Origin of the sequence: Xanthomonas sp. WHRI 7065, from assembly GCF_040203115.2 — a bacterium.
GTDB classification, from domain to species: domain Bacteria; phylum Pseudomonadota; class Gammaproteobacteria; order Xanthomonadales; family Xanthomonadaceae; genus Xanthomonas; species Xanthomonas arboricola.
Map to the genome: position 1 here is coordinate 2,014,118 of NZ_CP168194.1, position 24,853 is coordinate 2,038,970.

The 24,853-nt window shown below is 66.1% G+C and carries 26 protein-coding genes; 19 read left to right on the forward strand and 7 right to left on the reverse strand.

All coding sequences use genetic code 11. The features are described 5' to 3' along the window. The first annotated feature begins 10 nt into the window (after positions 1 to 10). Positions 11 to 511, forward strand: coding sequence for a pyridoxamine 5'-phosphate oxidase family protein (locus ABQY64_RS08755; RefSeq protein ID WP_349780001.1), 501 nt, complete (start codon positions 11 to 13; stop codon positions 509 to 511). Positions 512 to 542: 31 nt separating this feature from the next. On the opposite strand, the gene ABQY64_RS08760 is transcribed toward ABQY64_RS08755, so the two are convergent. Together ABQY64_RS08760 and ABQY64_RS08765 are read right to left on the reverse strand one after the other, a co-directional pair. Beyond that, positions 543 to 1,214: an exopolysaccharide biosynthesis protein gene (locus tag ABQY64_RS08760; protein WP_166764288.1), complete on the reverse strand. Its 672-nt coding sequence runs from the start codon at positions 1,212 to 1,214 to the stop codon at positions 543 to 545. Next, positions 1,198 to 2,538: a hemolysin family protein gene (locus ABQY64_RS08765; protein ID WP_016902067.1), complete on the reverse strand. Its 1,341-nt coding sequence runs from the start codon at positions 2,536 to 2,538 to the stop codon at positions 1,198 to 1,200. The genes ABQY64_RS08760 and ABQY64_RS08765 overlap by 17 nt, the downstream gene beginning before the upstream one ends. A gap of 274 nt (positions 2,539 to 2,812) precedes the next feature. On the opposite strand from ABQY64_RS08765, the gene ABQY64_RS08770 reads away from it, so the two are divergent. The 3 genes from ABQY64_RS08770 (at position 2,813) to ABQY64_RS08780 (ending at position 5,455) form a co-directional block, all read left to right on the forward strand. Beyond that, complete coding sequence (locus tag ABQY64_RS08770) at positions 2,813 to 3,439, forward strand: DUF47 domain-containing protein (RefSeq protein WP_016902066.1); 627 nt, start codon at positions 2,813 to 2,815, stop codon at positions 3,437 to 3,439. A 9-nt stretch (positions 3,440 to 3,448) separates the two neighbouring features. After that, on the forward strand, positions 3,449 to 4,576 hold the full coding sequence (locus tag ABQY64_RS08775) for an inorganic phosphate transporter (RefSeq protein WP_047128560.1): 1,128 nt from the start codon (positions 3,449 to 3,451) through the stop codon (positions 4,574 to 4,576). A gap of 117 nt (positions 4,577 to 4,693) precedes the next feature. Further along, positions 4,694 to 5,455 (forward strand): YdcF family protein, encoded by a 762-nt coding sequence (locus ABQY64_RS08780; RefSeq protein WP_102254016.1) that lies wholly within the window; start codon positions 4,694 to 4,696, stop codon positions 5,453 to 5,455. 240 nt (positions 5,456 to 5,695) lie between these two features. Here the strand turns inward: ABQY64_RS08780 and ABQY64_RS08785 are convergent, their stop codons facing one another. Both ABQY64_RS08785 and parE read right to left on the reverse strand, forming a co-directional pair. Beyond that, on the reverse strand, positions 5,696 to 7,198 hold the full coding sequence (locus tag ABQY64_RS08785; RefSeq protein WP_349780002.1) for a S10 family peptidase: 1,503 nt from the start codon (positions 7,196 to 7,198) through the stop codon (positions 5,696 to 5,698). 306 nt (positions 7,199 to 7,504) lie between these two features. After that, positions 7,505 to 9,394, reverse strand: a complete 1,890-nt coding sequence (gene parE, locus ABQY64_RS08790) for a DNA topoisomerase IV subunit B (RefSeq protein WP_024939562.1) — start codon at positions 9,392 to 9,394, stop codon at positions 7,505 to 7,507. Between the two features lie 162 nt (positions 9,395 to 9,556). Here parE and ABQY64_RS08795 point away from each other — a divergent pair, with 162 nt between their 5' ends. The 9 genes from ABQY64_RS08795 to truD all read left to right on the forward strand — a co-directional run bounded on the left by ABQY64_RS08795 (position 9,557) and on the right by truD (position 17,476). Beyond that, a complete protein-coding gene (locus ABQY64_RS08795; RefSeq protein ID WP_024939563.1) occupies positions 9,557 to 9,805 on the forward strand; it encodes a hypothetical protein in 249 nt (82 codons plus the stop codon). 176 nt (positions 9,806 to 9,981) lie between these two features. After that, positions 9,982 to 11,646 carry a CTP synthase gene (locus tag ABQY64_RS08800; protein WP_024939564.1) on the forward strand — a complete coding sequence of 555 codons (1,665 nt, stop codon included), beginning with the start codon at positions 9,982 to 9,984 and terminating at the stop codon, positions 11,644 to 11,646. A gap of 203 nt (positions 11,647 to 11,849) precedes the next feature. Continuing rightward, positions 11,850 to 12,680, forward strand: coding sequence for a 3-deoxy-8-phosphooctulonate synthase (gene kdsA, locus ABQY64_RS08805; RefSeq protein ID WP_349780003.1), 831 nt, complete (start codon positions 11,850 to 11,852; stop codon positions 12,678 to 12,680). Further along, complete coding sequence (locus tag ABQY64_RS08810) at positions 12,677 to 13,039, forward strand: hypothetical protein (RefSeq protein ID WP_349780004.1); 363 nt, start codon at positions 12,677 to 12,679, stop codon at positions 13,037 to 13,039. The genes kdsA and ABQY64_RS08810 overlap by 4 nt, the downstream gene beginning before the upstream one ends. Positions 13,040 to 13,162: 123 nt before the next feature. Then, on the forward strand, positions 13,163 to 14,455 hold the full coding sequence (gene eno, locus ABQY64_RS08815; protein WP_016904017.1) for a phosphopyruvate hydratase: 1,293 nt from the start codon (positions 13,163 to 13,165) through the stop codon (positions 14,453 to 14,455). A gap of 3 nt (positions 14,456 to 14,458) precedes the next feature. Then, entirely contained in the window at positions 14,459 to 14,815 is a 357-nt protein-coding gene (gene ftsB / locus ABQY64_RS08820; RefSeq protein ID WP_016904016.1) for a cell division protein FtsB, read from the forward strand. Further along, complete coding sequence (gene ispD, locus ABQY64_RS08825; RefSeq protein WP_104594698.1) at positions 14,812 to 15,612, forward strand: 2-C-methyl-D-erythritol 4-phosphate cytidylyltransferase; 801 nt, start codon at positions 14,812 to 14,814, stop codon at positions 15,610 to 15,612. Before ftsB ends, ispD begins: the two co-directional genes overlap by 4 nt. 15 nt (positions 15,613 to 15,627) lie before the next feature. Continuing rightward, complete coding sequence (gene ispF, locus ABQY64_RS08830; protein ID WP_039515953.1) at positions 15,628 to 16,119, forward strand: 2-C-methyl-D-erythritol 2,4-cyclodiphosphate synthase; 492 nt, start codon at positions 15,628 to 15,630, stop codon at positions 16,117 to 16,119. Between the two features lie 247 nt (positions 16,120 to 16,366). After that, complete coding sequence (truD, locus tag ABQY64_RS08835; RefSeq protein ID WP_349780005.1) at positions 16,367 to 17,476, forward strand: tRNA pseudouridine(13) synthase TruD; 1,110 nt, start codon at positions 16,367 to 16,369, stop codon at positions 17,474 to 17,476. A 204-nt stretch (positions 17,477 to 17,680) separates the two neighbouring features. Here the strand turns inward: truD and ABQY64_RS08840 are convergent, their stop codons facing one another. Further along, positions 17,681 to 18,220: a Smr/MutS family protein gene (locus tag ABQY64_RS08840; protein WP_039520788.1), complete on the reverse strand. Its 540-nt coding sequence runs from the start codon at positions 18,218 to 18,220 to the stop codon at positions 17,681 to 17,683. Positions 18,221 to 18,319: 99 nt separating this feature from the next. On the opposite strand from ABQY64_RS08840, the gene surE reads away from it, so the two are divergent. From surE to ABQY64_RS08860, 4 genes are read left to right on the forward strand one after another with little or no spacing between them, the layout of a single operon-like run. Continuing rightward, complete coding sequence (surE, locus tag ABQY64_RS08845) at positions 18,320 to 19,099, forward strand: 5'/3'-nucleotidase SurE (RefSeq protein WP_024939572.1); 780 nt, start codon at positions 18,320 to 18,322, stop codon at positions 19,097 to 19,099. Beyond that, entirely contained in the window at positions 19,096 to 19,773 is a 678-nt protein-coding gene (locus ABQY64_RS08850; RefSeq protein WP_047125524.1) for a protein-L-isoaspartate(D-aspartate) O-methyltransferase, read from the forward strand. Before surE ends, ABQY64_RS08850 begins: the two co-directional genes overlap by 4 nt. A gap of 18 nt (positions 19,774 to 19,791) precedes the next feature. Further along, complete coding sequence (locus ABQY64_RS08855; RefSeq protein ID WP_039515957.1) at positions 19,792 to 20,406, forward strand: YqaA family protein; 615 nt, start codon at positions 19,792 to 19,794, stop codon at positions 20,404 to 20,406. Continuing rightward, positions 20,403 to 21,179, forward strand: coding sequence for a peptidoglycan DD-metalloendopeptidase family protein (locus tag ABQY64_RS08860; RefSeq protein WP_180969228.1), 777 nt, complete (start codon positions 20,403 to 20,405; stop codon positions 21,177 to 21,179). The genes ABQY64_RS08855 and ABQY64_RS08860 overlap by 4 nt, the downstream gene beginning before the upstream one ends. A gap of 161 nt (positions 21,180 to 21,340) precedes the next feature. Here the strand turns inward: ABQY64_RS08860 and ABQY64_RS08865 are convergent, their stop codons facing one another. Next, entirely contained in the window at positions 21,341 to 21,721 is a 381-nt protein-coding gene (locus ABQY64_RS08865; RefSeq protein WP_039515961.1) for an Mth938-like domain-containing protein, read from the reverse strand. A gap of 15 nt (positions 21,722 to 21,736) precedes the next feature. Continuing rightward, the gene (gene yhbY / locus ABQY64_RS08870) at positions 21,737 to 22,042 is read right to left on the reverse strand and encodes a ribosome assembly RNA-binding protein YhbY (RefSeq protein ID WP_039515963.1); all 306 of its coding nucleotides are present in this window, start codon (positions 22,040 to 22,042) and stop codon (positions 21,737 to 21,739) included. A gap of 65 nt (positions 22,043 to 22,107) precedes the next feature. Here yhbY and rlmE point away from each other — a divergent pair, with 65 nt between their 5' ends. Continuing rightward, a complete protein-coding gene (gene rlmE, locus ABQY64_RS08875) occupies positions 22,108 to 22,740 on the forward strand; it encodes a 23S rRNA (uridine(2552)-2'-O)-methyltransferase RlmE (RefSeq protein WP_016904005.1) in 633 nt (210 codons plus the stop codon). Between the two features lie 60 nt (positions 22,741 to 22,800). Next, the gene (ftsH, locus tag ABQY64_RS08880) at positions 22,801 to 24,741 is read left to right on the forward strand and encodes an ATP-dependent zinc metalloprotease FtsH (RefSeq protein ID WP_016904004.1); all 1,941 of its coding nucleotides are present in this window, start codon (positions 22,801 to 22,803) and stop codon (positions 24,739 to 24,741) included. The last annotated feature ends 112 nt before the right edge of the window (positions 24,742 to 24,853 follow it).

The following is a 24,853-nucleotide window of genomic DNA, read 5'->3' on the forward strand; positions in this document are numbered from 1 at the left end:
GAACACCAGCATGCAATTTCAGGAACGCAGCGAGAGCATCAAGCAGTTGGCGGAATTGATCCGCGGCGTGGACATCGCGATGTTCACGACCGTGTCGGCCGACGGCAAGTTGGTGAGCCGGCCGTTGGGAACGCAGGAAGTCGAATTCGATGGCGACCTGTGGTTTGCCACCGCCGCCGACAGCCCCAAGGTGGCCGAAATTGCCGCCGATCCGCGCGTCAACGTGGCCTATGCCTCGGCCTCGAAGAACAGCTACGTATCGGTCGCCGGTACCGCACGCGTAGTCGATGACCGCGCCAAGATCGAGCAGCTGTGGTCGCCGGCGATGAAGGTGTTCTTCCCCGGCGGCAAGGACGACCCGAACCTGCGCCTGATCCATATGCGCGCCGAATCGGCCGAATACTGGGATGGCCCGAGCGGGCTGCTCGGCAAGGCGCTGTATTTCGTGATGACGGCCGTGACCGACGATACCGGCAGCCTGTCGGACAACCGCGTGGTCGATCTGAAGTAACTGCGCTCTAGGTGCGTCGGCCGTCGCGCGCTCAGCGCCAGGCGGCCGGCCACCAACCGCGGATCAGGTCCAGCAACTGGTCCGAGGTGACGCCGAACACCGCCACCGAGATCAGCGCAGCGGCCCAGCCCACCAGCAGCAATGCGCCGTCGCGCTCTAGCAGAGCCAGCGCAAACAGCAGCAGGATCAGCCCGAAGATGTAGTTGGTGAAGGGAATCGGCAGCGTCAACAGGACGCCGACCAGCACCAGCAGCACGCCGGTGAATATCTGCGCCGGCATCCGGTCCAGCATGCCGTGCAGGCGTGGCTTGAGCAGCCGGTCCAGGCGCTGCAGCGTCGGCGCAAGCCGCGCGACGAAACGCTGGCTGGTGCTGCGGCGCGGCCCGCGATTGCCGATGAAACGCGGCACCCATGGCTTGCGCAGGCAGCACATCATCTGCAGCCCGATCAATACCGTCAGCGGGCCACTGATGCCGCCGGCCACGCCGGGAATCGGAATGAACGACGGCAGGATCGCCAGGAACAGGAACACCCCGAACGCGCTCTGCTGCAGATCGGCCAGGATCTCGCGCACCCGCAGCACATGCTCCGGATCGCCCTCGCTGAAGGCCGCCAGCAGGCTGCGGATGCCTTCGTTGCGATAGCGCATCTGCGCACCGTCCGCTCCATCCGAGGGCGGGGCGCCGTTATCCGACGATGTCATCGCTGCCCTCGTCGCTGACGCGGCTCAGCAGCAGCTTGTCCACGCGTGCGCCATCCAGATCGACGATCTCGATGCGCCAGCCGGCCCAATCGAAGAATTCGCCCGCCTGCGGGATGCGCCCGAAGTAGTAGATGCACAGGCCGGCGAGCGTGTGGTAGTCGCCTTCATCAGCTTCCGGCAGTTCGGCGCCCAGCACTTCGCGCAGTTCCTCCACCGGCAGCGAGCCGTCGATCAGCAGCGAGCCGTCGGCGCGGGTCACCACCAGCGCATCCTCGTCGGTGTTTTCCACCGCCTGCAGGCGGCCGACCACCGCGCCCATCAGGTCGCTGATGGTCACCAGCCCGCGGATTTCGCCGTATTCGTCCACCACCAGCGCCATCGACTGCTGCTCTTCGCGGAAGATCTCCAGCAGCTTCATCGCATGCGTGGACTCGGACACGAACAAGGTGTCGCGCAGCGCCTGGAACAGCTGCGCGCCGTGTCCGTCCATGCGCGTGACCAGCGACTTGACCTCCAGCACCCCGGCGATGTCCTGGTCGCTGCCGCGGTAGACCGGGTAACGCGAGAATTCGTGTTCGCGCATCACCAGCAGATTGCGTTCCGGCTCGGCGTTGGCATCCAGCCAGGCGATGCGGTTGCGCGGCGTCATCAGGCTGTCGGCGGTGCGGTCGCCCAGCCGCATCACGCGGTTCATCATGTCGCGCTCGTGTGCATCGATCACGCCGGCCTCGTGGCTTTCGGCCACCAGCATGCGGATCTCCTCTTCGGTCACCGATGCCGATTCGTCCTTGCCCATGCCGAGCATGCGCAGCACCAGCCGGGTCGAGCGCGCCAACACCCACACGCCGGGCGCGGCGATCTTTGCCAGCCACGCCATCGGCACCGCCACCACCCCGGCGATGTCCTCGGAGTTGCGCAGCGCCAGCCGCTTGGGCACCAGCTCGCCGAAGATCAGCGTCAGGAAGGTGATCAGGGCCACCGCCAACGTGCTGCCGATCACCACCGAGTACGGGCGCGGCTTGCCGACCAACTCGAACGAGGCCGACAGCGCCGGGAACAGCCCCTGCAGCCAGCTGCTGATGGCCTCGCCGATCGCCTCGCCACCGAACACGCCGGTCAGGATGCCGATCAGGGTGATGCCGATCTGCACCGTGGACAGGAAGTTTTCCGGGCTTTCGGCCAGCGCCAGGGCGCGGGCGGCGCGCTTGCTGGAGCCGGCCATCTGCTTCAGCCGGCTCTTGCGCGAGGTCATCAGGGACATTTCCGACATCGCGAAGAAGCCGTTCAGCAGGATCAGCGCGATGACGATCAGAAACTCAACCACGGGCGTCTTCCCCGGTCAGTGAAGGGGAGGGCGGGCGAGCACTGGGTTGGCCGGCGCGCACGGGGGCGGGGCGGCAACGGGGGAATATAGGGTCGTCTTCCATAGGGTGCACCCGAGGGCGCGGGAGCATGTTAGCAAACCACAGGGTGGTTCGAGCCGGGAAATGCCGATGTGAAGGCCGCCTGCGCGGCCGAGATACCCAGACAGGTCATGGAACGGTCATAATTCGCGCTTGGCGTCCGTCTCTCCCTCGACGGCAGGAAGTTTTCCACCCATGTTCTCGTTGCAGACCATCTTCGGCTCCGGCAAGCAGTTCTATGCGCTTCTGAACGAAGCGGCGCAGGCCGCCTACGACAGCACCAAGGCCTTGCACGCCATGATGCGCACGTCCGACCGCCAACCCGCGCTGGACGCCTTCAAGCTGGCCCGCCTGCGCGAACGCGCCGCCTCGGACAAGATCGGCCAGGCGCTGGTGGACAGCTTCATGACCCCGATCGAGCGCGAGGACATCGAAGCGCTGGGCTCGGCGCTGTACAAGATTCCCAAGCAGGTCGAGAAGTTCGCCGACCGTTACTCGCTGGCCACCAAGCATCTGGAGCACATCGACTTCGCCCCGCGCGCGGCGATGCTGGAGCAGGCCGCCGCGGTGGTGGTGGAGATGGTGGCCGACCTGCCGCAGATGAACATCGATCGCATGACCGCGCTCAACGACAAGCTGCGCATGCTGGAAAACGAAGCCGACCGGCTGATGCTCGAGCTGTACCGCGACATCTATTCCGGCCGCCTGGACACGCTGCAGATGTTCCTGCTCAAGGAATTCTTCGAGATTCTGGAAAAGGCCATCGACCGTTGCCGCGAGGCAGGGGTGGTGGTGTACCAGATTGTATTGAAGAACAGCTGAGGTCGCCGCGTGCTTACCCTAGTTCTGGTGGTGATCCTGGCGGCGTTGGTGTTCGAGTTCATCAACGGCTTCCACGACACCGCCAACTCCATCGCCACCGTGGTCGCCACCAAGGTGCTGTCGCCAGGCTGGGCGGTGATGCTGGCCGCCGGCATGAACCTGATCGGCGCGCTCACCGGCACCGCAGTGGCGCTGACGATCGCCTCCGGCCTGCTCAACACCGACGTGGTCGAGGTCACCCCGCAGGTGATCCTGTGCGCGCTGCTGGGCGGCATCATCTGGAACCTGATCACCTGGTGGAAGGGCCTGCCGTCGTCGTCCTCGCACGCCCTGATCGGCGGGCTGTGCGGCGCCGGCCTGGCCGCCGCGCACAACAACTGGAACGCCTTGATCTGGTCGGAAAACATCGGCAACTGGGCCAAGAACAAGGGCCTGTTGTGGAAGGTGTTCGTGCCGATGATCACCTCGCCGATCGCCGGCTTCCTGCTCGGCATCGTGGTGATGCTGCTGCTGTGGGCGATCATTGCCGGCATGGCCCGGCTGGGCGGGCCGATCGGGCGGCTGGCGCGTCCGCGCTGGGTCAATGCGTTCTTCGGCAAGGCGCAGATCGCCTCGGCCGCCTACATGGGCTATGCCCACGGGCATAACGACGCGCAGAAGACCATGGGCATCATCGCGATGACCCTGATCGGCGCGCAGTCGGCCGGTGCGCTGGACGATCTGCCGAGCTGGCTGTCGTTCCTGCATCCGGGCACCGGCCTGGCTGCGGGCGCCGGCATTCCGATGTGGATCGTGCTGACCTGTGCGGTGGTGATGGCTGCTGGCACCGCCTCGGGCGGCTGGAAGATCATCAAGACGCTCGGCCACAAGATGGTCAAGCTGCATCCCATCCACGGCTTTGCCGCAGAAACCAGCTCGGCCACCGTGCTGACCGTGGCCGCGCACTTCGGCATGCCGGTGTCGACCACGCACAGCATTTCCACCGCGATCATGGGCGTGGGCTTCGCCAAGAACCCGCGCTCGCTGCGGCTAGGCGTGATCGAGCGCATCGTCTGGGCCTGGATCCTGACCATCCCGGCCGCCGGCGGAGTGGCGTATCTGATCCTGCGCTGCTTCGAATGGTTCGGCTGGACCTGAGCGATGTCGTGCTGTGGTCACCTCGGTGGGCGAGCATGCGCGCCACCCGCGGCGTGCCCTGCAGGCCCCCTGTTCGACCCTGATGTGCCAACGCGTCCTGCCTGAGGAAACGCGCCGATGATGCTTGCGCTGGTGTGCGTGCTGTTCTTGCTGTCCTGGCTGATCGGCCGCCGGCGCTGGCTGCGCACTGCGCGTGCGCTGGCAGCGGCCACATTGACGTTGCTGCTGCTGGTGGGCTGCGGCCCGTTGGCGAGCTGGATGCTGCACGGGCTGCAGCAGACCGGCGTCAACGATTTCAACGACTGGCGCGCGCGCAACATGATCGTGCTGCTGGGCGCGGGCACGGTGCGGCCGGATGGCCCCGACGCCACCGCCGAGGCCAACATGTTCGCCTACGGCCGCATCGTCGAGTCGGCGCGGCTGTACCGGCAGTGCCGTGCGCATGGCGGCGACTGCAAGATCGAGATCAGCGGCGGCGACGCGCGCGGGCTGGGGCTGTCCGAGGCGGTGGTGTATCGAAAGGTGCTGATCGGGCTGGGCATCGCCCAGGCCGATCTGATCATGGAGCCGTCCAGCATGAACACCTGGCAGAACGCGCAGTTCAGCCAGCCCTTGCTGCGCCAGTACCGCCCCGAGCGGGTGGTGCTGGTGTCCTCGGCCACGCATCTGCGGCGTGCCGAGCTGTACTTCCGCCACTTCGGCATCGACGCCACGCCGGTGCGCTCGGACTGGTTGACCGCGTCCTGGGCGTGGTTGCCGCAGAGCTACAACTTCACCGTGGCCGACGTCGCCTTGCACGAGTACCTGGGCATCGCGCGCTATCGGGTTTACGAGTGGCTGGGGTGGAATGTGGAGGCTGTTCGGGCTGGGGCGTTGTGAATGGGGAATCGGGAATGGTGATTCGGGATTCGGGATTCGTAGCAGCTGGTGCGCTGCCTGATATGTGCGGCTGATTTGATTCAGCGGCGCCTGGTTCCCCTTCGGATTGGCGGTGCAATGCGTGTGCGCGGCAGTCGGGAAGGTGATTGCGCTGCCTGGTGGCAGCGCGGCTCGTTGCGCACTTAGCTGCGGCTGGCGTGATGCACCGCCCGCCGCGTGTGCGGCCGGCGATGGTGGTGCTCAGCGGGTTTCGTACATCGTCTTGACGTCGTTGCGGAATGCGGCCTGGCTGTCGGCACGGTTGTAGAACATGTGGCCGCCGGGATATTCGCGTACCTGCACGCGCTTGGGGTCGCTGCCCATCGTCGGCATCTGGTCCACCGTCAGCACCGAGCCCATGAACGGGCAGGAGAGATCGTTCCAGCCATGCGCGATCAACACGCGCAGCTTGGGGTCGATCGCCACCGATTGGCGCAGCTGGGTCACCGCGCCCTTGCGCAGTTCGTCGTTCCAGTCCCACAGCTTATTGACGTCGTAATTGAGCGCCTGATAACGCGCATCGACCTTCCAGCCGACCACGCGGGTGACGAAGTCCACCATCGCGGTGGTGGTCGGGGCGATGATGCTGTCCAGCAGCGGGTCGTTGGCGCGCTGCTCGGGATCGTTGGGGAAGGGGTCGAACGCGGTCACGTTGGCGTCGTAGCGGCTGCCCAGCTCGCCCTTGTCGCGGAACACCTCGCGCAGATACGCCTGGGTTTCCAGGCGTCCGCCGGAGCGACGCACATAGGTCGCGTCCAGCCCGGTCATGCGGGTGACCTGCTGCAGCATCGCCTCGGTCGCCTGCGGGTCGGTGCGGCCTTTCATCAGCGCCACCGCGTAGTCGCCGCGGGTGTAATCGATCACCTGGCGCATCGCCGTGTCGCTGAGCTGGCCCTGGCGTTCCAGGTGCGCGGCGGCGATCGAGGGTAGCGTCATCATCCAGGCCAGCGGCGACACATCGCTGTTGTCGTCCAGGGTGGGATTGAGATACGGCGACACCAGCACCACGCCGTTCATCGCCACGCCCAGCCGGGTCTGCAGGTACTGGGTGATGCGCGGGCCGCGGAAGCCGCCGTAGCTTTCGCCGACCAGGTACTTGCGTGCCTGCAGGCGGCGGTTCTTCAGCAGCCAGTCGTAGACCACACGCGAGAGATATTCCACGTCGGCCTGCGGGTTGTAGAACTGCTTTTTGGCCTCGTCGTCGCCGATCAGGGCGCGGCTGAAGCCGGTGCCGACCGGGTCGATGAACACCAGGTCGGTGAAGTCCAGCCAGGTGCCGGGGTTATCGCGCAGCGCCGCCGGCGCGGAGGCGCTGTCGCCTTCGGCGCCGAAACCCACCACCTTGGGTCCGATCGCGCCCATGTTCAGATACACCGACGACGCACCGGGCCCGCCATTCAGCGCGAAGGTCACCGGGCGGTCCTTGCCATCGACGGTGTAGGCGGTGAACACCACTTCGCCGGTGGTCTTGCCCTGCGCATCGCGCACCGGCAGCGTGCCGACGGTTGCGGTGTAACTCAGCGTGCGCCCGCCCACGCGGGTGCTTTGCCGCACGCTGGCATCGGCCGGCAGTGGCGCGGGCTTGGCGACGGCGGCGTCGGACTTGGTGTCGGTTTTTGCAGCGTTCCTGTCGGGCGCATCGGCCAGCGCGGTTCCGCTGAGCAGGACGCAGGCCAGCAGGCTGGCACGGAGGAAGCAGGGCATGAGCATCGGAAGGTTCGGCAGGGAGCGACGATGCTAGGCCGCCGATGGCGTCGGATGGATGTGCACAAAGGCATGTGTGTCGCGTTGGCCGACGTGGCCCGCCTGGCTTGGAGCAGCATGTGCCGCTGCAGGCAGTTGTCTGAGCCGAAGGGTGGGGATCGGCTTCACCCTCACCCCAACTTCCGCTTCGCACCCCCGGCCCGGGCTGGCAGCGCGGGCGCTCGAAGAGACCTGCACAAGCAGTGCCTTCTCGCCCCGATGGGGGCGAAGCTTTCGCTGCTTGGTGTTTTCAGATTTTCAGCGAATTCAAACCTCCAGCGACGCCAGATCGCCCTTGGTCTCCAGCCACTGCTTGCGATCGCCGGCGCGCTTTTTCGCCAGCAGCATGTCCATCAGCGAGCGGGTCTGTTCGCCATCGTCGATGGTCAGCTGCACCAGGCGACGCGTATCCGGGTGGATGGTCGATTCGCGCAGCTGCTGCGGATTCATCTCGCCCAGGCCCTTGAAGCGGGTGACGCTGACCTGGCCCTTGAGCTTCTCGCGCGCGATCTTGTCCAGCAGCGTGGTCTTTTCCTCCTCGTCCAGCGCGTAGAACACCTGCTTGCCCACATCCACGCGGAACAGCGGCGGCATTGCCACGAACACGTGGCCGGCCGCGACCAGCGCAGGGAAATGCTGCAGGAACAGCGCGGTCAGCAAGGTGGCGATATGCAGGCCGTCGGAGTCCGCATCGGCCAGGATCACCACCTTGCCGTAACGCAGCCCGGTGATGTCGTCCTTGCCCGGGTCGCAGCCGATCGCGATCGCCAGGTTGTGCACTTCCTCGGAGGCCAGCACGCTGCCCGATGCCACTTCCCAGGTGTTGAGGATCTTGCCGCGCAGCGGCAGGATCGCCTGGAAGTCCTTGTCGCGGGCCTGCTTGGCCGAGCCGCCGGCCGAATCGCCCTCGACCAGGAACAGTTCGGTACGCGACAGATCCTGACTGATGCAGTCGGCCAGCTTGCCGGGCAGGGCCGGACCCTGGGTGACCTTCTTGCGGACAATCTGCTTTTCGGTCTTCAGGCGCGCACTGGCGCGGTCGATGGCGATCTGCGCGATCTTCTCGCCGATCTCCACGTTCTGATTCAGATACAGGCTGAAGGCATCGTGCGCGGCGCCTTCGATGAAGCCGGCGGCCTGGCGCGAGGACAGGCGTTCCTTGGTCTGGCCGGAGAACTGCGGGTCGGTCATCTTCAGGCTGAGCACGAAGGTGACCCGGTCCCACACGTCTTCCGGTGCCAGCTTGACCCCACGCGGCAGCAGGTTGCGGAAGTCGCAGAACTCGCGCAGCGCATCGGTCAGGCCCGAGCGCAGGCCGTTGACGTGGGTGCCGTGCTGCGCGGTCGGGATCAGGTTGACGTAGCTTTCCTGCACCAGTTCGCCTTCCGGCACCCAGGCCGCAGCCCAGTCGACGATCTCGGTGTCCTTCTTCAAGCTGCCCACGAACAGGTCGGCCGGCAGCATCTCGTGCTCGGCCATCTCGCCCTTGAGGTAGTCGCGCAGGCCGTTCTCAAAGTACCAGCTGTCCTGCTCGCCGGTGGCCTCGTCGTGGAGCTTCACGGTCAGGCCCGGGCACAGCACGGCCTTGGCGCGTAGCAGATGGCGCAGCGCACGCACGTTGAACTTGGGCGTGTCGAAATACTTCGGGTCGGCCCAGAATCGCAGCCGCGTACCGGTGTTCTTCTTGCCAACGGTGCCGACCACTTCCAGCTTGGAGGCGGCGTGGCCGTCGCGGAACTCCATGCGGTGCTCGCTGCCTTCGCGTTTGATGAACAGCTCGACCTTGGTCGACAGCGCATTGACCACGCTCACGCCCACGCCGTGCAGGCCGCCGGAGAAGGTGTAGTTGCGGTTGCTGAACTTGCCGCCGGCATGCAGCCGGGTCAGGATCAGCTCGACACCGGGAATCTTTTCTTCCGGGTGCATGTCCACCGGCATGCCGCGGCCGTCGTCGGACACCTCGCAGCTGCCGTCCTTGTACAGGGTGACTTCGACCTGCCTGGCGTGACCGGCCAGCGCCTCGTCGACCGAGTTGTCGATCACTTCCTGCGCCAGATGGTTCGGGCGCGCAGTGTCGGTATACATGCCAGGGCGGCGTTTGACCGGGTCCAGGCCCGACAGCACTTCAATATCGGCGGCGTTATAACGGGTGTTCATGCATCTCGTTGGCACGTGAAACGACGCGCAAGTGTGGGGGTTGGGCCGATTTTTTGCACGCGACAGGCGTTCAGTGCAGGGCGGGGTGCGGCTGGATACCCTGGCGTTGGATTCGGAACCAAACGTCCCCACCTGAGGATGTCACCGAACCCGGAGGACACCATGAAGTTCAAGCACATCCTGATGCTCACCCTCGGTGCTGCCGCAGTGGCCGCGCTTCCTGCCATGGCCCAGGCCGCTCCCCAGCAGACCGGGCAGGGTGCCGGCGCCAGCGCGCAGAAGGCCGACGACGCCAAGGCCAAGACCGAAGCCGAGCGCAAGGCCGAGCGCCGCGCCGCCGCCGCGGCACACAAGCCCAAGGCCGACGCCGCCACGCGCGAGGAAGAGGAAGAAGAAAAGCCGGCGCGCTGATTCCATCGCGCGACGGCACAACGCCACACGGACGCCCCGGCCTTGGTCGGGGCGTCTGCATTTGCGCGCCAGGCGCAGCGCGTTTTTCGCCGCTGTGACGACATGATCGTCACGCAACCCTTGGGCATTCGCCCGTCACCCGCTAAACTATGGCTTTCCGGGAGGCTTCAAGCCCCATGACCCCCCTGATTTTTGTTACCGGCGGCGTAGTGTCCTCGCTAGGCAAGGGCATTGCCGCCGCTTCGCTTGCCTCCATTCTGGAAGCGCGTGGCCTGAAGGTCACGATGATGAAGCTGGACCCGTACATCAATGTGGACCCGGGCACGATGAGCCCGTTCCAGCATGGCGAGGTCTACGTCACCGACGACGGCGCCGAGACCGACCTGGATCTGGGTCACTACGAGCGCTACGTGCGCACGCGGCTGTCGCGCAAGAACTCGGTCACCACCGGCCGGATCTACGAGAACGTGATCCGCAAGGAGCGTCGCGGCGATTACCTGGGCGCCACCGTGCAGGTGATCCCGCACATCACCGACGAGATCCGCCGTTGCATCGACGAGGCCACCGCCGGGTTCGACGTGGCGCTGATCGAGATCGGCGGCACCGTTGGCGACATCGAGTCGCTGCCGTTCCTGGAAGCGATCCGCCAGGTGCGCACCGAGCGTGGCGCCGAAAAGGCCATGTTCATGCATCTCACCCTGGTGCCGTACATCGCCGCCGCCGGTGAGTTGAAGACCAAGCCGACCCAGCATTCGGTCAAGGAGCTGCGCTCGATCGGCATCCAGCCGGACGTGCTGCTGTGCCGTTCCGAGCAGGCGGTGCCGGATTCGGAGCGCCGCAAGATCGCACTGTTCACCAACGTCTCCGAGCGCGCGGTGATCAGCTGCCCCGATATCGACGTGTTGTACGGCATGCCGCTGGAGCTGCGTCGCCAGGGCCTGGACGAACTGGTCATCGATCAGTTCAAGCTGCGCGACAAGGTGGCTGCGCCCGACCTGTCCGAATGGGCTGCGGTGGTGGATGCGGTCAAGCACCCGCTGGACGAGGTCACCATTGCGGTGGTCGGCAAGTACGTCGATCACCAGGACGCCTACAAGTCGGTGGCCGAAGCGCTGCGTCACGGCGGTCTGCGCCAGCGCACCAAGGTCAACCTGAAGTGGCTGGAAGCGCAGGATCTGGAGGGCAGCGACATGGCTGCGCTGCAGGATATCGACGGCATCCTGGTGCCGGGCGGCTTCGGCGACCGTGGTTTCGAAGGCAAAGTGCTCACCTCCAAGTATGCGCGCGAGCACAAGGTGCCGTACTTCGGCATCTGCTACGGCATGCAGGCGGCGGTGGTGGACTATGCCCGCCACGTGGCCGATCTGGATGCAGCCAACAGCACCGAGAACGATCGCCAGTCGCCACACCCGGTGATCGGCCTGATCACCGAATGGCGCACCGCCACCGGCGAAGTCGAAAAGCGCGACGAGAAGTCCGACCTGGGCGGCACCATGCGGCTGGGTCTGCAGGAGCAGCGGCTCAAGCCGGGCACGCTGGCGCGCGAGGTGTACGGTAAGGACGTGGTCGCCGAGCGTCATCGCCACCGCTACGAGTTCAACAACCGCTACCGCACCCAGCTGGAAGACGCCGGCCTGGTGATCTCCGGCAAGTCGATGGACGACACGCTGGTAGAGATGGTGGAGCTGCCGCGCGATGCGCACCCGTGGTTCCTGGCCTGCCAGGCGCATCCGGAATTCCTGTCCACCCCGCGCGACGGGCATCCGCTGTTCATCGGCTTCGTGCGCGCTGCGCGCGAGAAGAAGGCGGGCGGAAAACTGCTGAAGGAAGCGCGTGCCTGATCCACTCCTTCTCCCGTCGGGAGAAGCTGGCGCGCAGCGCCGGATGAGGGGCGTCGCAACGCACCGGAAGATGGCCGCCATGACGAACGCGTCGCCACGCGTCAGCCGGGGCAAACCATCGCACTTCAGCAGCGCTTCGCAACCGTACCTGCACACCAACCCCTCTCCCGACGGGAGAGGGGCTTTAATCAATAGGTGACCTGATGAAACTGTGTGACTTTGACGTTGGCCTGGATCAGCCGTTGTTCCTGATCGCCGGCCCCTGCGTGATCGAGTCGATGCAGCTGCAGCTCGACGTGGCCGGCAAGCTGAAGGAGATCACCGGCAAGCTGGGGATCAACTTCATCTTCAAGTCGAGCTTCGACAAGGCCAACCGCACCTCCGGCACCAGCTTTCGCGGCCCTGGCCTGGAAGAGGGCCTGAAGGTGCTGGCTGCGGTGAAGCAGCAGATCGGCGTGCCGGTGCTGACCGACGTGCACGAATACACCCCGATGAACGAGGTCGCTGCCGTCGTCGACGTGCTGCAGACCCCGGCCTTCCTGGTGCGCCAGACCGATTTCATCAAGAACGTCTGCGCCGCCGGCAAGCCGGTCAACATCAAGAAGGGCCAGTTCCTGGCGCCGTGGGACATGAAGCCGGTGGTCGACAAGGCCAAGTCGACCGGCAACGAGCAGATCATGGTCTGCGAGCGTGGCGCCTCGTTCGGCTACAACAATCTGGTCAGCGACATGCGCTCGCTGAGCGTGATGCGCGACACCGGCTGCCCGGTGGTGTTCGATGCCACCCATTCGGTGCAGTTGCCGGGCGGGCAGGGCAGCAGTTCCGGCGGCCAGCGCGAGTTCGTGCCGGTGCTGGCGCGCGCGGCGGTGGCGGCGGGCATTTCCGGCCTGTTTGCCGAAACCCATCCGGACCCGTCCAAAGCCTTGTCGGACGGCCCCAACGCCTGGCCGCTGGACCGCATGGAAGAGCTGCTCGAGACCCTGATGGAGCTGGATGCCGTCACCAAGAAGCACGGGTTCGCGCGCTTCGCATGAGTTCCGATCCCTGGGCGCTGGCCGCGTCGCAGCGCCAGCGTCGGCAGTGGCGCCACTGGCCCTGGGGCTGGATCGCGCTGGTCGCATCGATCGCCGCGTGGGCGTGTATGGCCGCAATGGTGTTTCTGGTCGCTGCCAGCATCGGCATGCCGGGTGACGGCGACCATGCCATGCAGGCCACGCGGGTGCCAATGCTGGTCACGCTGCTGCTGGCCGCAGTAGCGATCACAAGTTGCCTGATCGCCGGCCCGCTGGCGTTGCGGCTGGCTCGCCAATCCGGCGCAGCGATCTTTGCGTTGGTGTTGCTGTCGGTCTTGCTGCTGATGTCTGGTTTACCGCTGCTGGGCTTGATGGCCTAGCGGCATGCTTGCCGGCCTGTTGCGTGCGGCAGCTTCACGCGATTTGGCAATGTGCCGGTGTGCGGCGATAATCCCGCAGCTTGTTTCCGGTGTACTTCCCCCTTACTGGTAACCGATCGACCTATGACCACTATCGCCAAGATCCTCGCCCGCGAAATCCTCGACTCCCGCGGCAATCCCACGCTGGAGGCCGAAGTCACGCTGGACGACGGCTCGTTCGGCCGCGCTGCCGTGCCCTCGGGCGCCTCGACCGGCACCAAGGAAGCGGTGGAACTGCGCGATGGCGACAAGACCCGCTACCTGGGCAAGGGCGTGCTGCATGCGGTGCAGAACGTCAACGGCACCATCGCCGAGACGCTCAAGGGCTTCGACGCGGCCGACCAGCAGGGTCTGGACCGCCGCCTGATCGACCTGGACGGCACCGAGAACAAGGGCCGCCTGGGCGCGAACGCGTTGCTGGGTGTGTCGCTGGCCGCCGCGCATGCCGTGGCCGCCTCGCGCAAGCAGCCGCTGTGGCAGTACCTGTCCACCATCACTGAGTCCGACGTGGCACTGCCGGTGCCGATGATGAACATCATCAACGGCGGCGCGCATGCCGACAACAACGTCGACTTCCAGGAGTTCATGGTGCTGCCGGTCGGCTGCAGCTCGTTCTCCGAAGCGCTGCGTGCCGGCACCGAAATCTTCCACGCGCTCAAGTCGGTGCTCAAGGGCCACGGCCTGAGCACGGCAGTGGGCGACGAAGGCGGCTTTGCGCCGGACTTCCGCAGCAATGTCGAAGCGCTGGACACCATCCTCGAGGCGATCGGCAAGGCCGGCTACACCGCGGGCGAAGACGTGCTGCTGGGCCTGGACGTGGCTTCCAGCGAGTTCTACGACAACGGCAAGTACAACCTGGTTGGCGAGAACAAGCGCCTGACCAGCGAGCAGTTCGTCGACTTCCTGGCCGACTGGGTCGCGCAGTACCCGATCATCAGCATCGAAGACGGCCTGGCCGAGGACGACTGGGCCGGCTGGAAGCTGCTCACCGACCGCGTCGGCAAGAAGGTGCAGCTGGTGGGCGACGATCTGTTCGTCACCAACCCGAAGATCTTCAAGCAGGGCATCGACTCGGGCACCGCCAACGCGATCCTGATCAAGGTCAATCAGATCGGTACGCTGACCGAGACGCTGGAAGCCATTGCGATGGCGCATGCGGCCAATTACGCCTCGATCGTCTCGCACCGCTCGGGCGAAACCGAAGACACCACCATCGCCGACATCGCCGTGGCCACCACCGCCACGCAGATCAAGACCGGCTCGCTGTGCCGCAGCGACCGCGTCGCCAAGTACAACCAGTTGCTGCGCATCGAGCAGGCGCTGGGCTCCGGCGCGCGTTACGCCGGCCGCGACGCGTTCGTTTCGCTCAAGCGCTAAGCCGTGCGCAACTGGCGCTGGCTACTGCTGGTGCTGGCGGTGCTGCTGGCTTGGCTGCAGTACCGCTTCTGGTTCGGGCCTGGGAATTCCGGCGAAGTGATGATGCTGGAAGCCCAGGTCGCGCATCAGACACAGGACAACGAAGGTCTGCGCCAACGCAACCAGGCGTTGGCAGCAGAGGTGAAGGATTTGAAGGACGGCGAGGCGGCAATCGAGGAACGCGCGCGCAGCGAGCTGGGCATGATCAAACCGGGCGAGACGTTCTATCGCGTGGTCGAGGATGCACCGCCGCTGCCGCCCGCAGTGGCCGCGCCGTCCGCTGCGCCCGTCGAGCCTGACGCTCCGGCGGAACAACCATGACCGGTTCGATCTGGGCGATCGTGCCGGCCGCCGGGCGCGGCACGCGCTTTGGTGGGCAGACCCCCAAACAATATCTGTCCGCTGCCGGGCAACCGCTGATGGCCTACACGTTGGCGGCGCTTGCTGCGCATCCGGTGGTAGCCGGCATTGTGGTGGCCATCGCGCCCGACGATGCGGATTGGCCAGGCTGGAGCTCGGTGCAGGACAAGCCGGTGCTGACCTGTGTCGGCGGCGGGACACGTGCGGCATCGGTGCTGGCCGGATTGCTGGCCCTGCCGGAGAGCGTGCGGGCCGACGACTTTGTGCTGGTGCACGATGCCGCGCGGCCCAATCTCGCCTTGGCCGATCTGGAGCGTCTGCTGGAAATCGGCCGCGGCGATCCGGTCGGCGCGATCCTGGCTGCGCCGGTGCGCGACACGCTCAAGCGTGCCGGCGACGATGGCGGCATCGATGCCACCGAGCCACGCGAGCGGCTGTGGCGTGCGCTGACCCCGCAGCTGTTCCGTCGCCATCAACTGATCCGCGGCCTCACCGAGGCGTCGGCGGCCGGGGTGGACGTGACCGACGAGGCGATGGCGATGGAGCGGCTGGGATTGCGCCCGTTGCTGGTGGAAGGTGCCGAAGACAACTTCAAGGTGACCACGCCAACGGATCTGGCGCGCTTCGAGTTCGAACTGGCGCGCCGAGGTGTTGCAGTGGATGCCCAGTCGCCTGCAACCGACCCGCGCGCCGGGGCGGTCGTTGGCCACGCCGATGCGCTGTCCGCTGGTGCCCACCACGACGCCGACGCTCCCTAATCACCACGGATTACCATGTCTTTCAATTTTCGAATCGGTCAGGGCTACGACGTGCACGCGTTCGGTGCGGGCGACCACGTGATGCTGGGCGGCGTGCGCGTCGCGCACAGCCACGGCGTGCTCGCGCACAGCGATGGCGACGTGGTGTTGCATGCGCTATGCGATGCGATGCTGGGCGCGCTGGCGCTGGGCGATATCGGTCAGCACTTCCCGCCGTCCGACGCGCGCTGGAAGGACGCCGACAGCGCGCAGTTCCTGCAGCATTGCGATCACTTGCTGCGCGAGCGTGGCTGGCGGGTCGGCAATGCCGATGTCACCGTGATCTGCGAGCGTCCCAAGATCGGCCCGCATGCGCTGGCGATGCGCGAGCGTATTGCCGGCCTGCTGGCGATCGAACTCGATGCAGTCAGCGTCAAGGCCACCACCAGCGAAAAACTGGGCTTCACCGGCCGCAGCGAGGGCATCGCCGCCCAAGCTGCGGTGTTGCTCGGCAAGATCGCCGGCTGACCGCGACTGACAAACGCCTGCGCGCACCGTCGGTGGCATGGACGGTGCCGGGCATGGCGATCATCCCGCATACGCTGCAGTGCTGAGCCTGCCGTCCACGCATCCGGCCACTGCCGGCCAGCTGTTCCAGCCGCTCCAGATCGCGGTTACCTGCGCCGGGCTCGTCTTGGCGTCGCACCGCGACATCACCGCGCCGAGGCATTCGGCACATAGCGCACGACCTGTCGGCGCGAAGGTAAATCACAGCATGAGCGACACCTCTGTTCTGCCGCGCGCGCATGGCGCTGCGGTCCTCGGCGCGGCAATGCGCAGCACGCCCGAAGATTTTCAGGTCGATGAGCTGCCTGCCTTCGAGCCAACCGGCGAGGGCGAGCACCTGTTGCTCACCATCCGCAAGCGTGGGCAGAACACCGCCTATATCGCAAAGAAACTCGCGCAGTGGGCCGGAATCGCCGAGATGGGCGTCAGCTACGCCGGGCTGAAGGACCGCCATGCGGTGACCACGCAGCGCTTCAGCGTGCATCTGCCCAAGCGCATCGCGCCGGAGCTCGCCGCGCTTGACGACGATGAGATGCAGGTCATCGCCAGCACCTGGCACAACCGCAAGTTGCAACGCGGCGCACTGCTGGGCAATCGTTTCGTGTTGACATTGCGCCAGGTGCAGGGCGAGCACGCGGCGATCGAACAGCGCCTGCAGGCGATCGCCGCGCGTGGTATCCCGAACTGGTTTGGCGAACAGCGTTTCGGCCGCGATGGCGGCAATGTGGCCTCCGCACTGGCGATGTTCGGTTATGTATCCAATGCCGACGGCACCTTGTCAGCGGCGCCGGCATCCCGGCGGCGGCTGCGCAACGATCAACGCTCGATGCTGCTGTCGGCGGCGCGCTCGGCGTTGTTCAATCGGGTGCTCACCGCACGCGTGGAGCAGGGCAACTGGGACACCGCGCTGGATGGCGAGGCGTGGATGCTGGATGGCTCGCGCAGCGTGTTCGGCCCCGAGCCGTTCACCGATGTACTGGCAGAGCGCCTGGCGCGCTTCGATATCCATCCCAGCGGGCCGTTGTGGGGCGCCGGCGAGCTGCGTTCGACCGGGCAGGCCGCGGCGGTGGAGCAGGGCGCGTTGTCCGATCCGCAATCGGAGGTGCTGCGGCAAGGCCTGGAGGCCGCGGGCTTGAAGCAGGAGCGCCGCGCACTGCGCTTGCGTCCGCAACAGCTGGAGTATCGCTGGCTGGATGCGGACAGCCTGCAGATCGCATTCGCGCTGCCGCCGGGCTGCTACGCCACCGCGGTGCTGTGGGAACTCGGCGAGGTCAGCGACGTCGGCCGTCTCAACGCCGGCCTGCGTTCCGACGCCTAGGCCTGCTCGGTTGTCGTTGGCCGCCCGGCATGGCGCCAACGACAACCCGGCGTGCCGACCCACACACGTAGGACCGGCCGCAGCCAATCATCTGGCAAAACGCATCACTCCCGTAGGAGCGGCCCCGGCCGCGACAGGCCTGCCCATTAACGCGTCCTTTGCGCAAGCGCGTGCCTGCACCAGCGACCCGTCGCCCAGTCGGCGCTAACGCCGTGCCAGCAACACCAGCAGCGCTCCGGTGCCACCTTGCGTGGCCGGCGCGGAATGAAATGCCAGCACATCGTTGCGCTGACGCAGCAGGCGATCCATCAGGTTTTTCAACACTGGCGCGCCATTGTCCGACTGCAGCCCCTTGCCGTGGATGATGCGCACGCAGCCATGCTCGTGCGCATGCGCTTCCAGCAGGAACTGCCGCAGCAGGGATTCGGCCTGCGCGGCGGTAGCGCCATGCAGGTCCAGTTCGTCCTGGATCGAGAACTGACCGCGCTTGAGCCGCTGAAACAATCGGGTGGGAAGATTCTCGCGCCGGTAGCTGGCGGTATCGCCGGCTTCCAGCGGCGCACTGTCGCGCAGCAGACGCGCGAATTCGGTGTGCGCTTCCGCATCGTCGCGCTCGGCCATGCGTGCGCGCGGCTTGGGGCGCGGCTTGGCATTGGCCGGTGGGGCGACTTCACGAATCGGCTTGACCGCGCCGATCGCTGCGCGGAACAGCGCGCCGTCGTCTTCGTCTTCAGGATGCGACATGCTCACAGCCTAACCTGCCCAACCCCAGGTGCAAGCGAAGATCAAGCGCGAAGGGCGCGGACGCATCCGGTATCATGACCCGGTTTTCCGAGGAGTCCCATGCGCGTACTGGTTAGCAACGACGACGGTGTCGACGCCCCCGGCATCCAGATTTTGGCCGAGGCGCTGCGCCATGCCGGTCATGAAGTGATGGTGGTCGCGCCCGACCGCGACCGCTCCGGCGCCAGCAATTCGCTGACGCTGGATGTGCCGATCCGCACCCGCCGCATCGACGCGCAGACCTGCGCGGTTGCCGGCACGCCGACCGACTGCGTGCATCTGGCGCTGACCGGCATGCTCGATTACGACCCGGACATCGTGGTCTCCGGCATCAACAACTCGGCCAATCTCGGCGACGACGTGATCTATTCGGGCACCGTGTCCGCCGCGATGGAAGGCCGTTTCCTCGGCCTGCCGGCGGTGGCGGTCTCGCTGGTGACGCACAATCACGAAGCGCATCACTACGAAACCGCCGCGCGCGCCGCGGTGGAGATCGTGGCACGGCTGAAGTCCGATCCGTTGCCTGCCGATACCATCCTCAACGTCAACGTGCCGGACCTGGCCTGGTCGGAGGTGCTCGGTTTTGAGGTCACCCGGCTGGGCAATCGCCACCGGTCCGAGCCCTGCGTGCCGCAGCGCGACCCGCGCGGCCGCACCGTGTACTGGATCGGCCCGGCCGGGCCGGAGCAGGACGCCGGCGCCGGCACCGACTTCCATGCCGTGCGCACCGGGCATATCTCGATCACCCCGATCCATGTCGACCTGACCCGCTATCAGGCGCTGGAGACGGTGGCCGGCTGGGTGGGCGGCCTGACCGCCGCGCTGGATACGCCGGCATGACGCCGAGGCTGCGGCTGCAACCGGAATCGGTCGGGATCGGCATGACCTCGCAACGCGTGCGCGACCGGCTGGTCGAGCGCCTGCGCGAGGCCGGCATCCAGGACGAGGCCACACTCAACGCGGTGCGCACCGTGCCGCGCCATCTGTTCATCGACGAAGCGCTGGCCTCGCGTGCCTACGAAGACACCGCCTTGCCGATCGGCCACGGCCAGACCATCTCGCAGCCCTGGGTGGTCGCGCGCATGACCGAGGCGGTGCTGCAGGTCGGCCCGACCAGGGTGCTCGAAGTGGGCACCGGCTCCGGCTACCAGGGCGCGATCCTCGCCGCGCTGGGGCTGGAGGTGTACACGGTCGAGCGCATCGGCGACCTGCTGCGGCAGGCGCGCAAGCGCTTCCGCCATCTGGGCATGAACGTGCGCAGCAAGCACGACGACGGCCGCATCGGCTGGCCCGAACATGGCCCCTACGATGCCATCGTGGTCACCGCCGCCGCCCCGGCCCTGGTCGATGCGCTGGTCGATCAGCTGGCGGTCGGCGGGCGACTGGTCGCGCCGGTCGGTGGCGCCTCGTCGCAGTCACTGGTGCAACTCACGCGCGCTGCCGACGGCGCGATCGAGCAGCAGGTTCTGGCGCCGGTCACGTTCGTCCCGCTGTTGTCGGGCATGCTGGATTGAATCCATGAGAGTTTCTCGATGAAGATCTTCGGGCCGTTGTACGACGTGGCCATTCGTTGGTCGCGCAATCGCCGCGCTCCGGCGCTGCTGACCGGCCTCAGTTTCGTGGAGGGTTTTATCTTCCCGGTGCCGCCGGAGGTGATGCTGGCACCGATGTCGCTGGCCGAACCCAAGCGCGCCCTGTGGTTCGCCACCTTGAGCCTGATCGGTTCGGTCTGCGGTGCGCTGGTCGGTTACCTGCTGGGCCATTTCGCCTTCGCCGCATTGCAGCCGCTGATCGAATGGCTGGGCTGGAGCGCCAAGATCCAGGCGCAGATCGAGACGTTGCGCACGCTGGTCGCCGATTCGCCGTGGAAGGCCTTCTGGGCGCTGGTGCTGGTGGGCTTCACCCCGATCCCGTTGAAGATCTTTACCTGGGCCTCGGGCGTGGTCGGCGTGCCGATCCTGCCCTTCATTGCCAGCATGCTGGTGGGGCGCGGCAAACGCGTGTACCTGGTGGCCGGCGCGATCCGGCTGGGTGGGGCGCGTGCCGAGGCCGCGTTGCATCGCTGGATCGAGCCGCTGGGCTGGGTGGCCATGGCCGTCCTGGCGGTGGGAGCAGGCTGGCTGGTGTGGAAGACAACCAACGGATGAGCAAGTTGCAGATGAATTCGGTACGTAAGACAGCAGTCCTGCTCGCAGTCGCCGTCGGGCTGGGCGCCTGCAGCAGCGCCACGGTGGTGCGTTCGCCCGGAGCCGGCGGTGGTTCGGCGTCCGCGCGTCCGTCCGCGGCGCCGCGTCCGTCGGTGCCGCGCCCGGGTGCGACCGTCACCGTGCAGCGCGGCGACACGCTGTACGCCATCTCGCGCCGCACCAACATCACCGCGCCGGATCTGGCGGCCTGGAATGGCCTGTCCTCACCCAACACCATCTATCCCGGCCAGACCCTCAAGCTCTATCCGCCCGGAGCCAGCAGGCCGGGCGGCAGCGCCTCCAGCGCAGGCACGGTGGTTCCGCCGCGCCCGAGTGCCCCGATCGCAGCACCGGTCAGCAGCGGATTTCCGTGGCGCTGGCCGGCCGACGGCGTGGTGGTCGGCACCTTCGTCAGCGGCGAGACCACCAAGCAGGGCGTGGATATCGCCGGTGCCAGCGGGCAGGCGGTGCGTGCCGCGGCCGACGGTGTGGTGGTGTACTCCGGCGCCGGCCTGGTCGGCTACGGCGAGCTGATCATCATCAAGCACAACGACCAGTGGCTGTCCGCCTACGGACACAACCGCAAGCGCCTGCTCAACGAAGGTCAGAGCGTCAAGGCCGGCCAGCAGATCGCCGAGATGGGCCGTAGCGGCGCCGCCCGCGACATGCTGCACTTCGAGATCCGCTACAACGGCAAGCCGGTGGATCCGTTGCTGTACTTGCCTAGGAAGTGATTCGGGATTTGGGATTCGCAACGGCAACGGCGCTGGGCTGATGGTGCCGCGTGGAAGACGCGTTCTAGCGGCCTGAAGATTGCTTGGGGTGTCGCTCCTGCTGTTGGCATGAGAGCGACATCTGCTCCAGCCTCCAGTTGCAAATCCCCAATCCCGACTTCCTAATCCCGGCCTTCCAGAATCATCGCCAATGCCACCCGGCGGCCTTCGCTGGCCAGCACGTTGTAGGTGCGTGCCGCGGCCGCATTGGTCATCGCTTCCAGGCCGATGCCGCGGGTCAGGCAGGCTGCCAGCACGTCCGTCTTCGGGAACTGCTGCCGCTCGCCGGTGCCGAGCAGGATCACTGCCGGGGCGAGCGCCAGCACCGCATCCATATGTGCGACCTGGAGCTGTTCCAGGCCGGGGACCGGCCAGCCTTCCACCAGCTCGTCCGGCATCAGGATGAAACTGCGCTGCAGAATCTGGTCGTTCACCTTGGCGTGGCGGCCATCGGCCGCGCGCAGCGCATAGGTGTAATCGGGGTGTTCCTGGCTTAGAGGCATGTCAAACTCGTCGGGTCAGCCGCGCGGCAGCACGATCTGACGCTTTTCCTTGCTGGGGCGGTACAGGATGGCGACATGGCCGATCCGCTGCACCAGCGCGCTGCCGGTCTTCTCGGTCAGTTCGGCGATCATGGCGTCACGGGCCTCGCGATCCTCCGATGTCACCTTCACCTTGATCAGTTCGTGGCGCTCGAGCACTTCCTCGAGTTCGGCCAGAAATGCCGGCGTGACCCCTTTGCCGCCGGTTTGCAGCAGTGCCTTGAGATCGTGGGCCTGGCCGCGCAGGAAACGGTTCTGGGCGGAGGTGAGAACAATGGACATGCAGGATCAAAGGGAAGCAAAGGGTGTTCAGGGTATCATGGCGACCCGTTCAGACCCCTTTGCCGATGCCTTCCCGTAGTAAAAGCAGCCAGCGCTGGCTCAAGGAACACTTCGCCGATCCGTTCGTCAAGAAGGCGCAGGCCGAAGGTATGCGCTCGCGCGCGGCCTACAAGCTGGAAGAACTGCTCCAGCGCGACCGCCTGCTCAAGCCGGGCATGGTGGTGGTCGACCTGGGCGCGGCGCCAGGCGGCTGGTCGCAGCAGGTGCGCAAGTCCATGGGAGACAGTGGCCGGGTGGTGGCGCTGGATATCCTGGAGATGCCGCCGCTGGCCGGCGTGGAGTTCCTTCACGGCGACTTCAGGGAGCAAACCGTCCTATCGGAATTCGAGGCGATGCTGGGCGATGTGCCGGTGGACCTTGTGCTGTCCGATATGGCCCCCAATAAGAGTGGCATGGATGCGGTCGACCAACCGCGGATGATGCACCTGGCAGAACTGGCGATGGAATTTGCCGACACCCACCTCAAACCGGGCGGGGCGTTCCTGATCAAGCTGTTCCAGGGTGTCGGGTCCGACGACTACATTCGTGAGCTTCGCCGCCGCTATGACAAGGTGACGATTCGCAAGCCGGCGGCCTCGCGCAAGCGCTCCCCGGAAGTTTATGCGCTCGGTCAGGGCAAGCGTGCCCAGATCAAGTAAGCTGCCAATGACCACCGTGTTTCAAGAATTGAAGAGTAGAGGGCACCGGAGCCAATGAGGATGAACGACTTGACCAAGAATCTGCTGCTGTGGGTGGTCGTCGCGGTTGTGCTGATGGTCGTCTTCCAGAGCTTCTCGCCGCGGATGGCGGGCGGTGTCGGCCCCGACTCGATCACCTACACCCAGTTCCTGAAGGAAGTGGACTCAGGCCGCGTGAAATCGGTGGACTACACCGACGAAACCAACCTGGCGGTCAATGCGATCCGCTTCAAGCGTACCGACGGCAGCGAAGCCACCGTTTACGGTCCGCGCGACGACAAGCTGGTCGACGTGCTGTATAGCAAGAACATCGAAATGACACGCCAGAAGCCCTCCACCGGGCCTGGTTTCTGGTCGTTGGTGCTCAATTTCCTGCCGGTCATCCTGATCATCGGCTTCTGGCTGTTCATCATGCGCCAGATGCAGGGCGGTGGCGGCGGTGCCAAGGGGGCGATGAGCTTCGGCAAGTCGCGCGCCAAGCTGCAGGGCGAGGACCAGGTCAAGATCACCTTTGCCGACGTTGCCGGCTGCGACGAGGCCAAGGAAGAAGTCGGCGAGCTGGTCGATTTCCTGCGCGACCCGACCAAGTTCACCAAGCTGGGCGGCAAGATTCCGCGCGGCGTGCTGATGGTGGGCCCTCCGGGTACCGGCAAGACGCTGCTCGCCAAGGCGATCGCCGGCGAAGCCAAGGTGCCGTTCTTCAGCATTTCCGGCTCGGACTTCGTGGAAATGTTCGTCGGCGTGGGTGCCAGCCGCGTGCGCGACATGTTCGAGCAGGCCAAGAAGCATGCGCCGTGCATCATCTTCATCGACGAAATTGATGCGGTGGGCCGTCATCGCGGCGCCGGTCTCGGCGGCGGGCATGACGAGCGCGAGCAGACCCTGAACCAGTTGCTGGTCGAGATGGACGGTTTCGAAGGCGGCGAAGGCGTGATCGTGATCGCGGCGACCAACCGTCCCGACGTGCTGGATCCTGCGCTGCTGCGTCCGGGCCGTTTCGACCGCCAGGTCGTGGTCGGCCTGCCGGACGTCAAGGGCCGCGAGCAGATCCTGCGTGTGCACATGCGCAAGCTGCCGCTGGCCGACGACGTGGTGCCGATGGTCATCGCACGCGGTACGCCGGGCTTCTCCGGTGCCGATCTGGCCAACCTGTGTAACGAGGCGGCGTTGTTTGCCGCGCGTGGCAGCGAGAAGGAAGTCCGCATGGACCACTTCGACCGTGCGCGCGACAAGATCCTGATGGGTGCCGAGCGTCGCTCGATGGCCATGAGCGAGGACGAGAAGACGCTCACGGCCTATCACGAGGCAGGTCACGCCATCGTCGGTCGTCTGGTGCCCGAGCATGACCCGGTCTACAAGGTCACGATCATTCCGCGTGGTCGCGCTCTCGGCGTGACGATGTATCTGCCGGAAGGCGACCGTTACTCGATGAACCGCGTGGCGATCGAGTCGCAGCTGTGCTCGCTGTACGGTGGCCGCGTTGCCGAAGAGCTGATCTTCGGCGGCGACAAGGTCACCACCGGTGCGTCCAATGACATCGAGCGTGCGACCAAGATGGCGCGCAACATGGTCACCAAGTGGGGCCTGTCCGACGAGCTCGGCCCGGTGGCCTACGGCGAGGAGGAAGACGAGGTGTTTCTGGGGCGTTCGGTCACCCAGCACAAGAACGTCTCCGACGAGACCGCGCGCATGATCGACGAAGTGGTGCGCTCGATCCTGGACAAGGCCTACAGCAAGACCAAGGCGATCCTCACCGAGAACCTGGATAAGCTGCATGCGATGTCGCAGCTGCTGCTGCAGTACGAGACCATCGACGTGCCGCAGATCGACGCCATCATGGAAGGCCGCGAGCCGCCGCCGCCGGCAGGCTGGGGCAAGTCCGACAAGGACGGTGGCAACAACAACGACAAGGGTAGCCCGCGTCCGTTGCCGCCGATTGCCGGGCCGGCCGAGCAGCTGTAACCCAACGCATCGGTCAGCTGCAGCAGCATTCATCAAGGCCGGGAAGCGATTCCCGGCCTTGATGCGTTATAGCGCCGCATCACCATAGCGCCGCATCACCCGATCAGCGCTT